Origin of the sequence: Myroides sp. C4067, from assembly GCF_038039665.1 — a bacterium.
Lineage (GTDB): Bacteria > Bacteroidota > Bacteroidia > Flavobacteriales > Flavobacteriaceae > Flavobacterium > Flavobacterium odoratimimum.
Genome location: NZ_JBBPHJ010000007.1, coordinates 19,895 through 33,331, shown reverse-complemented (window position 1 = coordinate 33,331; position 13,437 = coordinate 19,895). Strand labels below are relative to the sequence as shown.

Annotated in this window: 11 protein-coding genes; 5 read left to right on the top strand and 6 right to left on the bottom strand. The window is 34.0% G+C overall.

The features are described 5' to 3' along the window. Nucleotides 1–120 precede the first annotated feature (120 nt). Both AABL87_RS06755 and AABL87_RS06750 read left to right on the top strand, forming a co-directional pair. Nucleotides 121–243 (top strand): type II toxin-antitoxin system ParD family antitoxin, encoded by a 123-nt coding sequence (locus AABL87_RS06755; RefSeq protein ID WP_230456718.1) that lies wholly within the window; start codon nt 121–123, stop codon nt 241–243. Then, nucleotides 221–349 carry a hypothetical protein gene (locus tag AABL87_RS06750; protein WP_006259222.1) on the top strand — a complete coding sequence of 43 codons (129 nt, stop codon included), beginning with the start codon at nt 221–223 and terminating at the stop codon, nt 347–349. The genes AABL87_RS06755 and AABL87_RS06750 overlap by 23 nt, the downstream gene beginning before the upstream one ends. Before the next feature lie 139 nt (nt 350–488). Here the strand turns inward: AABL87_RS06750 and AABL87_RS06745 are convergent, their stop codons facing one another. Next, nucleotides 489–1,397 carry a DUF6268 family outer membrane beta-barrel protein gene (locus AABL87_RS06745; protein WP_006259223.1) on the bottom strand — a complete coding sequence of 303 codons (909 nt, stop codon included), beginning with the start codon at nt 1,395–1,397 and terminating at the stop codon, nt 489–491. Between the two features lie 792 nt (nt 1,398–2,189). Between AABL87_RS06745 and AABL87_RS06740 the strand changes: the two genes are divergently transcribed. From AABL87_RS06740 to AABL87_RS06730, 3 genes are all read left to right on the top strand, one after another. Further along, on the top strand, nt 2,190–3,230 hold the full coding sequence (locus AABL87_RS06740; protein ID WP_071307645.1) for a DUF6266 family protein: 1,041 nt from the start codon (nt 2,190–2,192) through the stop codon (nt 3,228–3,230). Nucleotides 3,231–3,440: 210 nt separating this feature from the next. Continuing rightward, nucleotides 3,441–4,550 (top strand): enoyl-CoA hydratase/isomerase family protein, encoded by a 1,110-nt coding sequence (locus tag AABL87_RS06735; RefSeq protein ID WP_039329243.1) that lies wholly within the window; start codon nt 3,441–3,443, stop codon nt 4,548–4,550. Nucleotides 4,551–4,552: 2 nt separating this feature from the next. Continuing rightward, a complete protein-coding gene (locus tag AABL87_RS06730) occupies nt 4,553–5,200 on the top strand; it encodes a DUF6891 domain-containing protein (protein ID WP_006259226.1) in 648 nt (215 codons plus the stop codon). Nucleotides 5,201–5,773: 573 nt separating this feature from the next. Here the strand turns inward: AABL87_RS06730 and AABL87_RS06725 are convergent. From AABL87_RS06725 to AABL87_RS06705, 5 genes are all read right to left on the bottom strand, one after another. Then, nucleotides 5,774–6,526, bottom strand: coding sequence for a helix-turn-helix domain-containing protein (locus AABL87_RS06725; protein WP_006259227.1), 753 nt, complete (start codon nt 6,524–6,526; stop codon nt 5,774–5,776). Between the two features lie 447 nt (nt 6,527–6,973). Beyond that, on the bottom strand, nt 6,974–7,981 hold the full coding sequence (gene galE / locus AABL87_RS06720) for a UDP-glucose 4-epimerase GalE (protein ID WP_016649577.1): 1,008 nt from the start codon (nt 7,979–7,981) through the stop codon (nt 6,974–6,976). Nucleotides 7,982–7,989: 8 nt separating this feature from the next. Then, the gene (locus AABL87_RS06715; protein ID WP_006259229.1) at nt 7,990–8,499 is read right to left on the bottom strand and encodes a DUF1573 domain-containing protein; all 510 of its coding nucleotides are present in this window, start codon (nt 8,497–8,499) and stop codon (nt 7,990–7,992) included. Between the two features lie 6 nt (nt 8,500–8,505). Further along, nucleotides 8,506–10,659: a DUF4838 domain-containing protein gene (locus AABL87_RS06710; RefSeq protein ID WP_341277109.1), complete on the bottom strand. Its 2,154-nt coding sequence runs from the start codon at nt 10,657–10,659 to the stop codon at nt 8,506–8,508. Then, nucleotides 10,646–13,435: a YaiO family outer membrane beta-barrel protein gene (locus AABL87_RS06705; protein ID WP_286420232.1), complete on the bottom strand. Its 2,790-nt coding sequence runs from the start codon at nt 13,433–13,435 to the stop codon at nt 10,646–10,648. Before AABL87_RS06705 ends, AABL87_RS06710 begins: the two co-directional genes overlap by 14 nt. Nucleotides 13,436–13,437 lie beyond the last annotated feature (2 nt).

The following is a 13,437-nucleotide window of genomic DNA, read 5'->3' as shown; positions in this document are numbered from 1 at the left end:
TAAGAAAAAATCCACATTTGACAGATATCACTTAAATAAATTTGGCGAAATACCAAATTATGGTATTTTTTATACTGATAATTAAATCAATAAGTTATAGCAAAAAATACTTCGATTTTATTGAACGATTATTTCGACAATTTTATTAATTTACAAATTAAAAGTGGAAAATATTCTTCTGCAAGTGAAGTTATAAGAACCGCTCTAAGAATGTTTGAGTATGAAGAAGCTAAAAAAAACTAAATTAATAGAAGAAATCAAAAAAGGAGAGAAATCAGGGTTCTCTTCAGATTTTAACCGTGATACTTTCAAGGAAGACTTACATCAAAAATATGCAACCAAAGAATGAAGTACAAAATCAGTAAACAAACTGAAATTAACTTGGAAAACATTTCACTAAACTCTTTCTTTCCATATCCCTTTAAACAAAAAACGTTTTAAAAGAAGGTCAACGATACCCTTCTTTTAAAACGTTTTTTGTTACTCATCTATAAGCTCCACTTCAGAGACATTCCACCATAGAATGTAGTAGAGAATTTAGGATCAGCTACTTTTTTCTCCTTAAAGATACTCTTGATTTTTCTCTCATTATAAGAGAATGACCTTACTAAAGTACTACCTGCCGTAAACGATAAAGTCATATTATCAGAAAACTTAATCACAGGACGCAGACCAGCTACGATCTGCTGAAATCCTAAAATCTTGGTTTCATTATCCTGTTTGACGATAGCGGTCATTCCTTGAAGGTCAACAGCTGCACTTAATGAAAAGTGATCTGTAAACTTGTATCCCAGCTCAGCGCCTTTAGGGAAAGTCACCTTAACAAAGAAATCACCACTCGTCTCCCAATTCAGATAAATACCTGGTAACACCATAGGTACCCCAAAGCTATTCGTCAATACAGGCCCACCTCCTAGTGAAAAATTAGGTCTAAAATGCTTGATAAAAAATACTGCTCCCTGCCCAAGGATAGCCTCTTTATTTATATTCTCCATATCTGTATACACCCCCACAGACCCCATCAACAATAATGACCACGAATCACTTATCGATCGAAAGTGCTTTACACCTACAGAAGCATTTAATAATTCTGACGGGAACAGCTGTTCTTCATAATCTTTATGATTCATCCTAGCATACCCTCCATAAGCCATCACAGACCATATCCTTGGCTTATCTCGATGGTCCATTTTCATAGAAAGAGGGATTTCTAAAGCAAGTTCTACCTTTTTAAAATCACTTTTTGAATCCGTCTTTAGACTATCTATCGGCCTAATATAATTAGACATAGGGACATAATCTACCTTAAATTCCCCTTGTATCTTACTTTGAGCTTGTACAGTATAAATACTCATAAATACCAAACCTAAAGTCAACAAATGTGTTACTATTCTCATCTATTCTATTTTGGCACAAAAAAACAATACCTCTATTACATGGTAAAAACTATTTGACGACTGACTCGTTACAGGTGATATACATAATGCATGCGACTACTTCTGTAATCCTATGTCAGTGCTTTTTAGACCAATATCATTTCTATACCTTCCCCTCTTTATATCTAAGCACTCTGAACTTTGTCTTAGACAAATACACATTATCAAGTACAAAAAAATCGTGTTTTCTTATGATAAGACCTCTAAAAACTAATAATAAATTACTTTTTAAGCTATTATAGAGCTCTTTTATGTCTATTTACATGTTAATAAAGAGTCTCCTAAAGAGTTAAGCCATAAAATCTTATTATTTTTTTTAGTTACATTAAATTACAATACACTGATAAGCAATACATTAAATTCAAACCACTCAATATAACGTAACATAACCAACACCTTACGACCTCAGTATATATAGCCTATACACGGTATTCCTTGGACAATTCTAGGAGGATACTAGGACTATAACTGGCTAAAAGCCTCTTTTGCCCAAGAATACTCCTTCTATTCTCTTTTTACTATACTTAGATGTCATAATAATGTTGGTAAAAAATGATTATTTAAACAGCGTTATTTAACCAAATATGCCGTTTTCTACTCTTTACACATACATAAATATATTCTCATATAGCCATGGTCGTATACAGCTACTACCTCCAAGAGCTATTTATTTTCGCACAATACTTAAACATTTGTATTCCTGTATTTTATATCTTGTATAAAGAAATAAATCATCCTAAAAACAGCGTTGTTATGGCAGAGATTAAACAAGGAATATTAAGTGAAGTAATAGGAAAAGTAGGGACCATAGTAGGCGTTAGATGGAGAGGTAGAAATATCATCCGTGCTAAGCCTCATAAATCACGTAAAAAAGCAACAGAAGCACAGTTGAGACAATGGGATAAGATGAGCTTAGTCTCTACGTTTACTGCTAAATTCAAGGACTTTGTGAATATGTACTGCCCTACTATTTTTAAAGAAGGCAAATGGATGACAGGTAAAGAACAGATGATTTCCAGATTAATGAAACAAGGAATCGAACTCTACAATGGTGTACAATATATCAATATAGAACAGGTATTACTCTCTATAGGTACACTAGCCCCTGCTGTAATAAAAAAGATCAATCGCCTCAAAACTGGGAAGATTAAGGTACAATGGGATAATACACTAGTCAATGCCCTTACTCTCCATACTGATACCCTTACGATGATGGCGTATAATGAAGAGCTAGATGTATTCATCGATATCCCAAATATAGGTACACGAGCAGACAGGTATGCACACTTCTGCCTACCTGCCTATTGGGATAAAGGTAGGATATACCTATGGAGCATGTGGAAATCAGCAGACAATAGTATCAACAGTACTAGTTGTTTTCACGGAGTTTTAGAACTTGCTGAGCAAGAGGATACAATAGTGGAGAATAACCAACCTATAGCACAACAACCTAGATCTGTTCATACAGACACTCCTAGCACAAAAGAAGATAAACCAATCACCTCATCTTCTACTGTACAAGAAAAGTCTATATCACAAGCAAAACAAGAGATAGAACCAGCTATGCCTATTCATCCTAAAAACGATGTTATACCTCCTATGGAGGAATATCCTCTCGATAAACAAGTAGAACTAGACAATAGCCAAGTCTGTCCTCCTGGCTATATAAGAAAAGTCAGCAAGGAACTGATCAGAAGAATAAGTGATCCCGATAAGTTACTCATTCCAGATACAATGAATGAAGCTTACTCTATTCTAAAGCTATTACTTCCTGATGACGAACAACGAGAATGAACTAATAAATAAGCAATCTGCTTTATAAAACTCCATAAATAATTAAATTTTATGTACATTATACCTGTTTATAATCTATTGGTATACTATTATAATTTACAGTCCTACCCTATACAGACTCTATTTTATTCTGTGTAGTATGACTATCTTTGTGATATACCTACCGCTTGATTATTATTCATAACTTTAAACAATCAAAACAGGTCAACTATGAGTATAGTACTAACAGACATAAAAGAGAACTTAGGAATTATCACCATTAATTCAGAAAAATCACTTAATGCGCTATCACTTGAAATCGTGAGCGAATTAAAAAGGATTTTAGAACAATGGAGAGATGATAGCAATATAAAATGTATTTTTCTACAAGGAGCTGGTGAGAAAGCATTCTGTGCTGGTGGGGACATCCGCCAGGTAAGGAAAGCAATAGAAGACTATAAAACTATAGACCCTACTCAGGTTCCTCCTATCTGTGAAGAATACTTTATTACAGAGTACAGTGTAGATTACTTAATCCATACGTATCCTAAGCCGATAGTTGTCTGGGGAGATGGTATAGTGATGGGAGGAGGTTTAGGATTATTAGCAGGAGCCTCACACCGCATTGTCACAGAGCGCAGTCTACTAGCTATGCCTGAGATTAGTATCGGATTATATCCAGATGTTGGAGCTTCTTATTTTTTAAATAAGATGCCTTCTGCTTATGGATTATACTTAGGGTTAACGGGGACTCGCTTTGATGGAGCCGATGCCTTATTTCTAGGTATTGCAGACTACTTTATACCTTCTACTGTGAAAGATAATGTTCTGAATGAGTTAGTACAGATTAGTAGTAGTGATCAGCTATCAGATAAGCTTAATACCCTATTAGCACAGCGCAGTACTCCTAGTACAGACTTGCCTATATCACAGGCGATGTTACACAAGTCTCTTATAGCAGCATTAGAACCGATACGCTCTGTAGCCGAATTTATCGCTATCGTAGAGCCAGTAGCTAAATCTGATGCATGGGTGGCAGCAGGGTACTCATTCTTTACTAAAGGTTCTCCTACCTCTGTCCACGTTATCTTTAGACAGCTTACAGAGAGTAAACACTACAGCTTAGAAGAAGTCTTTAGATCAGAGCTTAATCTAACGTGTCAGTTTACAGTACATCCAGACTTCTCTGAGGGAGTAAGAGCCCTATTAATAGATAAAGACCAATCCCCTAAATGGACACCTAGTACATTAGAGCAAGTGAGTAACGAATGGATAGAAAGCCACTTCACTCCTCTGTGGTCTACAGAAGAGCATCCTTTTAAAAATATAAAACAAGCATAATCATGACGGAAGAACAAAAATTCATTGCTGAGTCTATTAGTTATCTCATTAAATCTGGTTTTTGGGACAGTGAAGATGTAGAGGAGTTTATTACTGAAGAAATCAATGAGAATGATTTAGAAGGTAAAATCAACGAAAAGTGGATAAAAGAAACTATTCTAAAAGAGGAAAGAGCACTGCTTAAGGCAAGTAAAAATTGGCATGTACCAACTACAACACAAAAGTTAGTAAAAGCTTTTGACCAACTAGTGGATCAACATATCATCGCACTTCATTATGCAGGATATACTATAGATGATGGATACTATGAAGTAGATCAAATAGAAGAACAACTACAGGCAAAAGGAAAGAAGTCTAAAGGAATCTGTTTTTATAACGAACAAGACCTTCAACGTGCCTTTAGAGAAAAAGATCCTTATTTAACTCTTGCTTTCCAAGATATGCACTCTGAAAAAGAGGAAGACTCTATCTCAGTAGGTAAAAAAATTGTTCAAACCTTACAAGAAAATGGGTTTAAAACAGAATGGGATGGTACTGCTACACAAAAGATCACTATCTTAAACTTTGCGTGGCAACAAGCTTATAAACCAGAAAATGCCCTATTACTAGATTACGATTCAGTAGCTGAGAAACTTCTTAAAACGATATAACTTTAAAAATGAGTAGTACGATACGTACTACTCATCTTTTTTACATCTTATCCGTAATAGTCAATTCTTACTCCATTAGCTATAGTAGTACACAGTATGAATATAAGTAAATAATGAGAATGTTTTTAAAAAAACATGTTATTTATCATGTTTTCAACCTATTAAACCCCTTAAATTTGTTATAAGAAATAAAACAATAAACAAATAGAATAATTATTACACTAGTAATATAGGTATATTCAGAATAGGTTTGACTATGCTATCTCATAAATAATTGATGACAAAATATGAATCAATATTCTCACTAAGAGAAAAAAGTATATCAATAAATTATCTTTAAAATTACCTTTGTGATAGAAGCAAAGCACCCATATAATCACAAAAAAACTGTTTATTTAGACCGACAGGTAACCTTATAACAATTACCTGTACTTAATCCAACAGATCATAGTATGACAGAACTGTATGATAGCGCACAATTATACAACGTCTCTTTCATTCAAATCTAAATAAGAGTTACAGTTCAATTTTTTCACTCTCTATAACTCCCTTATAGAGAGTTTTTTATTTTCCTTAAGCTGTATCCTTAGTTTTTAGTTTACTAATAAAAACAGAAGGAGAATCTCCAGTCACTTTTTTGAAAGTGACAGTGAATCTACTGTGAGAAGCAAAACCACATTGTTCTGCTAAATAACTGATCTTATACTTTAAAAATTTAGGATCTTGTTTTAAGCAAGAGACGATATATCCTATTCTCAGTTCATTGACATAAGTAGCGAAGTCACATTCTTTATTCTTATTAATCACATAAGATAAATATCGATGATTAACGCCTATACTCCCTGCGAGTACATTAAGAGAGATGTCTTTATCTAAATATCCCTGTTCTTTCTCGAAGTGGGTTATCTTATGTAAGATATCCTGTTCTTTCTCTTCTGTGATATACCGTTTTTCTTCTGTACTATCTTCTTCATTACCTTGTTCTTCTAGGTCCTCAGCAGACTCCATAAATTGCTTTACTGTTCTTCTTAATCCCCGAACATACCTTAAATAAAAAACACCTGCAGATGCCACTAAAAAAAGAGCTATGGCATTAAATAGGTAAAAGATATTATACAGTTTGTTCTCTGATCTCTCTTCTGATCTAGTATATACCTCATCATTATTTTCTAATAAAACATCTAAATCCTCTATCTGTCCTAAGACTCTAACTTTAGCACTGTAAATGTTATTATTTAATTCACTTACGACTTGTTCTTTATTTACTGCTAAAGCTACATTTCCCCCACAAAACATAGCTAAAAATAAAGCTAATATGACATTCATTTTTTTACTCTTAATTTAAATACTGTTTATTAAAACAAAACATTCTAACAAATACAGAAGTATTCATATATAAGCATACCAAATGCTATAGGTGACATATCACCTATTCTTAAAAGGGGGAGAAATCAGATACGATTAAACTTATGGGGGGAATTTAATCTACTTGATATTAAAACACTTCGTATTCTTTATGCTTAATTACTATTTACTTTACTTATATTTTTTCAAACTTTTATCTATAGTTGTATGGAAACTAAAACATAAAGTTCTTTCTAAAAACAGTTAAATATTTATATTATTCTCTTTTACACAATCCTGCAAAAATAACTTTTTTCACCTCTAAAACAAAATCACAGTTCCTTATAATACGTGAAACAAGCCTATTCATTGCCAAAAAAATTCAATTTGTTTTGCGTATAAATACCGATATTCTGCCAAATTATTACACTACAAATTCTGCTGCCAGTTCCATGCTGTTCTTAACGATTCTTCAATAGTCGTATTTGCTTTCCACTGTAATTCTAACTCTGCTTTAGATGCATCTGCAAAGGCTATTTCGATATCACCTGCTCTTCTATCACAGATCTTAAACGGTACTTTTATATCATTAATTCTTTCAAAGCTCTTGACTATCTCTAATACAGAAGTTCCCTTTCCTGTCCCAAGGTTAAATATGTCTAGTACTTTATCCTCTTCACTAGACAACAGTTTCTTTAGTGCTGCCATATGAGCTTTAGCTAAGTCTATCACATAGATATAATCTCGAATAGCGGTTCCATCTTCTGTCTCGTAATCATCTCCGAATACATTCAAACATTCTCTGACACCCGCTGCTGTCTGTACTACATAAGGGATTAAATTATTAGGTATCCCTTTAGGCATTTCTCCAAGTAATCCTGATGGATGCGCACCTATAGGATTAAAATACCTCAACAAAGTTGCTCTTTTTTGTTCTGCCTCAACATAATCACGTATAATCTCTTCTCCCATCTGCTTAGTCTTTCCATAGCACGATTCTGGCATTTTTAGAGGGGTACTTTCACTAATAGGCATGACATCTGCCTGACCATATACTGTACAAGAGGAACTAAAAATAAAATTAGTCAGGTTACGCTTCTTCATTTCTTTTAGAATGTTCAGTAGCGAACCTATATTATTACCATAATACTCTAAAGGAAATACTTGGCTCTCTCCTACTGATTTATATGCTGCAAAATGAATAATACCATCAAATCTGTGCTTATCAAATAGCTGAGCTACTTGATGACTATCTTTTAAATCTATACAATAATACTCAGGTTCTACCCCTGTAAGCTTCTTAATATTCTGTAAGACATCTTCTTCAGAATTAGATAAGTCATCCACTATCACTACCTCATAATTATTCTCTAATAACTCCACTACCGTATGAGACCCTATATATCCTAGTCCTCCAGTCACTAATATCTTTTTCATGTTCTATTTTATTGTTTTACATCTAAATAATAATCACGATCTATAGTACCATCTACTAGGTCTTCTGCTGTACTTCCCTTATGTAAGCTATACAACTCTTCATAATCTTTAGTATAATGTGCATCTGGCACTACATTTAAGTCAAAAGTGACTTCTATATTCTCTACGGTATCAAAGTTTCCATATAGTGTGACATAATGCTTTACATAGCCTATGTTTTTAGTCGTATCAAACTTTAATACAAGTTTTCCTTCTCCTCCTGCTGGAATATGTTTTAACGAAGCTGTATGGGCAACTATGCAACCACAAGACACTATAATATCTTTTAGAACAAATGGGTTATCTCCTTTATTCACTAAAGGAAATACCATTGTCTTCTCTTCTCCTTGAATAACTGGATAATAATGTCTATCGTTATCAACAATTTCTAAACTGGTTGTCTCTCCTTCTCCTCCTTTACATCCCACTAATAGTGTAAAGAACAATAGAATGAAGAGTGTATATTTTATTCTACTCATTATATTTTAATTAGTTATTTGTATTTCATCAAGAGCTATAGTCACTCTACTTCCTTCCTTCTTTGTAAAGACAATCTCCATTTTCTCACTTTGATTAAAATCAATATAAGTCGAGAACTCTGCTATACTATCTGTCAGGTGGTAAGAAGCTGAATCAATAGTCTTGACTAACTTACCATCTAGTCGTAACTCTATGAGAGCAGGTGACTCAAACTGATGCTTTTTATGTAATAAAAAGCGCAAAGCAAGTGTCTTCACACCTTCTATATGAGTTGTATTAAACTCTACAGACCACTTATTCTCTGGAGATATATACCATCCTAAATGATAATCTGTTCTAAAGCCTAACAATCCATTACTTAATAGCGTACTCGAGGTTATCACTTTGCCTGTGCTGTTTTTAACTATTATAGGTTTTAGGAGAAGAAAGCTTTCTTGTCCTTCTTTAGCTACGATTTCTCTCCAACTAGTTAGATAATTATCTACATTACCTTCTGCTTCTTTATACTTCAGTATTCCTCGTTCTTTAGCTAGATTTAATACCTCTAAGCCATTTTTGAGTTCTTGTTTAAAGGTGATTGAATTTCCTTTTACATCAATAGCTCCTAGATGATCAGAGGCACGATAATAAGCTAATTGTAAGCGAGTAAAAGTAAGTGCAGTATATAGTTTATCTAACTTCTTTCTCTCTTCTCCATTTGTAAGTAAAACTTGTTTGGCTAAAGACTGATAGAAAGCAATAAACTCTTGTGGATCTAAGTAGTTATTAAAGTTATCTTCTGGAGAACCATACATATTATATGGTTTATTGGCTTGATTGTAACGCTTCTCTAGGCGGATATAATAAGTGCTGAGCAAATCTCTACTCTTAGGATATACCTTCTTAAAGTAGCTTCTAATTAACTCTTCTACATCTGCATGAATGTCCTTCATCAAAGTGGTAGCTACATAAGTTTGCACATCCGAAAAAGAGGAATAATCATATCCACTAGCATTTAAAAAGATCCCTTGTACACCAAGATTTTTAAAAAACTTTAATTGGTGTTGTAATCCGTAAAGAACTGGTATTGGACTTAGATAGTCGTCAAAATTAGAGCTATAATCCCATAAGAGAACCCTATTGGTCTTCGTACGCCATGTCTTGATATCAGATATAAAACCTTGTACATCCTTCTGAGCTAGGTACTTCTCTTTTAGAGCTACTCCTTTAGGGATATCTATCGTACTTATCATCACACCTACATTAGGCTCTAAAGCCATATTAGGCACTGTCTTAGTAGATAAATAAGCTAACATATAGAACTCATACTTCGGAAATCGTCTAGCTAATTTATTAATCAGGTGAGCGACAGACTCTGAAGCCTGAGTAGTAGACTTATTCAAATCAAGACATCCTCCACAGTTACACACAATGGCGTTGTCATTAGGTGCAATCACAAAACGATAATCCTCTGAGCCCTCCACCCCATAACCATAGTTATCAATAATGTATTCTGATAGATAAGCATATAAATCCCCTGAAGTGAAACAGAACTGATCTCTGTTTACTTGTTCATTTACTCTCGCATAGATTATAGATTTAGGCTCAGAAGGAATCGCTTTAGCAATGTTATGCCCCCAAATACCCCAATCTTCTTCCACATTATTATTTCCCAATACACCAGACTGATCTAATAACAAATTCTCTAGGTAATGAGGTTCTCTATAAGTAAAGTCATTTGTACTACACCCTGTGACAAAATCTAATATAGCTGGTGGCAAATCTGCTGTTAGAAAACGAGAATCCTCTTCTGATATCGCTTCTATTAGCTGATATATTACCCATTTTATAGTCTGTCCATCTCTAGCCTTAATACGCAAGCCTTGATGATCATGCTGAATGCAATAATCATGCTCTAGAGTCTCATCCATTGTTATATAAATATGTTTGGCACTATCTTGTTCTTCATTCCCTGTAGCCATTTCTACAATGGGATGAGTAGAAGTACGTCTCATCAGATGCTTGTATAAATAATCTGCCCACAACTTGCTCTCAAACACATCATCTGCATGAATAACGTAATATTCACTGCTCAATTTTTCTGAAGTATTCGCCTTACAGCCATAGATACAGCATAAGACAGATAACAACGAGTATTTAATTATATTAGAAAACCACATTTATTGCAAAATATAGATTGTAAAAATTCTTATACTTCAACTGATTATCCTTGTAGTTATACCAACTTCCCATAATACTACCTGTAACATTCTTGAACAATACTGTTCCGTATCCTGCTCCTACATTGGTATTCAACACATCAAATGTATCATACAGCTGATAATCGATTAACTCAACATCAGGAGATGATCCCACGCCTGCATTAGCCGCTATAAAATGCTTAGGAGACGATAAGAAATACCTTGCATTTACAGATAGATTATACATCCACTTATGATTACTAAAAAAATTGTTTAGCTTCACATTTAGACTGTATTGATCTGTCTGCTTAGTAGCTCCTAGAACTATATTAAACATATTATCACTAGTATTCGATACCTCTTTATCCTTTTGGAATATTCGATACCCTGCTCCTAGTTCTAATTCTACACCGCCTAAAAAGTTAAAGTCTCTGAACACAGATCCATTAATAGAGAACTTAGGGAAGTAAGCATCTGCAAAAGCTATATTAGCATTACTGCTCCACTTATCACTCCAGGTTCTAGCCCAATCAAAATGACCTTGAATACCACGACCTGCTTCTCTAGCGGTATAATTCGTTCCGATAGTATAACTATTCTTTAGCGCATGATAAGTGTAATGAACTGAAGCTATAGAGTGCTTCTTACTAGACTTATCATCAAAGTGACTGCGCAAATACTCTATACCTATCTCATTTCTCAATGATTTATAAGCTAAGAACTGTAAGTGCTTTTTATACTCTTCTAACTCTATAGGTGATGGGTCATAGAAAAGCTGATAAGCATAAGCCTCTGCATATTTCTTTTGCTTTTCTAATACTAATCCTTTAGTATATTTTATAACTCTACTATTAGGTAAGTATGCTAAGGTTTCGTCTAATACGCTTAGAGCCTGATCAGTCTGATTCTCTTTGATCAACTGTAAAGCATACTTTTCACTGATCTCTTCATAAGTGGTAAGTGCTAGCTCATGATAAGGTTGTTGTATTACTTGCGATAATATAGCATTGTAAATAGGACCATAGTCTGTTGCTACGTTTCCTTGATACTCTGCTAACTTCACCTGAAAGAAGACTTCTTCTGGATACACCTCTACTCCTCTTTGTAAATAGGCTTCCATTTCTTCTTCTCTCTTTAACTGATGAGATAAGTTAACTGCATACACAAGTGCTGTTTTATTAGTAGGGTCATGAGCTAGCCAACGTTTAACGTAATATAAGCTTTCGCTATACAAAAAATGTTCATTCTGGTCTTTGACAATAGCTGTACACAACTCCTGATAACCTGGCAAATAAGTTCTTCGTTGATCTAAATCTAAAGCAACAAGCTCTTCTTCATAGGCTGCTAAAGCTTCGTTATACTTATGTAGTTTAAAATATAAATCTGCTTTTTTAAAGCCTAGATGAATAGACTCATTCGCGTTTAGTTCATATTGATTCAATGTATGTAGTGCACTAGTATAGTCTCCCTTCGCTACATAAGCTCTATACAGTCCCATATAACCTAATGAGGTAATCTCCTTATCTGATGACCTTAATAGAATATGCCACCTATCAATAGCATATTCATACTGCTCTTCTAGCATAAAACCTTTAGCTTCTTCTAGTGTAATCTGATAATAAGAATCTTGTACTTCCATATCGCCAGGATAACTAGTATATAGTTGTTTGACTAAAGCTTTTGCTTTTGCTGTATTCCCCATACGAGTATAGACTTGTAGTTCTTTTAGTGCTAACTCTTTAGTAGCTCCTGATGCCTTTTTATACTTATTTAGCTGATACAATGCCTCCTCATATTGCTGCTGAGCAATAAGTTGGTTAAATACATAATTAAAAGCTTCTTCATTACGAGGGTTACTATTCAATACATTACTATACAAGTCAAAAGGAGCTGTTACCTTAGCGTGTCTAGCTGCCTCTAAGGTGTAGTAATTATATTGTTGTGTCAATTTAGACTGTTGTAAAAATGGCAATAATAGGTCATATCTCTTCTGATCTGATAATACACCTATCTTCTTATTCTGTAGGGTTGTATTATTTGGAAACAAAGTAAGTGCTCTCTCTATTTGAATAAGAGCATTATTCCAATCTGCTGTTTTGATATAATCATTAATCAGTACTAAATGATACTCTACATTTTTTGGGTCATTCTTAATCAATTCTTTATTTAAAGAAATCGCTTTATCAAAATCTCCTAATGTTTGATTCTTTGCTAACTCTAGTTCTATACTATAAGCATATTCATTCTTTAGATTTTGATCAGACGGATATATCTGATACAATCTCTTTCTCAGTCGATCTGCTTCCACATGATTGCCTTGTAGTTCAAATAAGTGTATTTTTCTCTTCCATAGACTTTTTAAATATGGCTGTACTTCCAATATCTCATTGACATAACATATCGCACTAGAATAGCGCTTCGTCTCTGTTTCTACATTGACTAAAATATGTCTAGCGTCTATTTGTCCTGGATCTAATTCGATAGCCTTAACTAACTCATACCTCGCTTTATCATATTGTTTAATATGGTGGTAATACTTTCCTAATAACATGCGCAGATCTGCATCTTTAGGGTCTTCTAGCATCCCTTTATCTACAATCTTCTTACCTGATTCCCATTTATTCTCGTTAAACTCACGATTAGCAAGTAATACATAATCTTCACTCCCTTCTTTAGTTGTCTGTACTTGTGCATAATTATAAGTAGAAACTAACAATACGCTTAACTGTATCAGGTGTCTTTTTATTCTATTCATTT

Excerpts from the sequence above, each read along its gene's own strand:
- AABL87_RS06730 (WP_006259226.1), top strand. The coding sequence starts at position 4,553 with ATGACGGAAGAACAAAAATTCATTGCTGAGTCTATTAGTTATCTCATT.
- AABL87_RS06750 (WP_006259222.1), top strand. The coding sequence starts at position 221 with ATGAAGAAGCTAAAAAAAACTAAATTAATAGAAGAAATCAAAAAAGGA.
- AABL87_RS06735 (WP_039329243.1), top strand. The coding sequence starts at position 3,441 with ATGAGTATAGTACTAACAGACATAAAAGAGAACTTAGGAATTATCACC.
- AABL87_RS06725 (WP_006259227.1), bottom strand. The coding sequence starts at position 6,526 with ATGAATGTCATATTAGCTTTATTTTTAGCTATGTTTTGTGGGGGAAAT.
- AABL87_RS06710 (WP_341277109.1), bottom strand. The coding sequence starts at position 10,659 with ATGTGGTTTTCTAATATAATTAAATACTCGTTGTTATCTGTCTTATGC.
- AABL87_RS06740 (WP_071307645.1), top strand. The coding sequence starts at position 2,190 with ATGGCAGAGATTAAACAAGGAATATTAAGTGAAGTAATAGGAAAAGTA.
- AABL87_RS06705 (WP_286420232.1), bottom strand. The coding sequence starts at position 13,435 with ATGAATAGAATAAAAAGACACCTGATACAGTTAAGCGTATTGTTAGTT.
- AABL87_RS06745 (WP_006259223.1), bottom strand. The coding sequence starts at position 1,397 with ATGAGAATAGTAACACATTTGTTGACTTTAGGTTTGGTATTTATGAGT.
- galE (WP_016649577.1), bottom strand. The coding sequence starts at position 7,981 with ATGAAAAAGATATTAGTGACTGGAGGACTAGGATATATAGGGTCTCAT.
- AABL87_RS06715 (WP_006259229.1), bottom strand. The coding sequence starts at position 8,499 with ATGAGTAGAATAAAATATACACTCTTCATTCTATTGTTCTTTACACTA.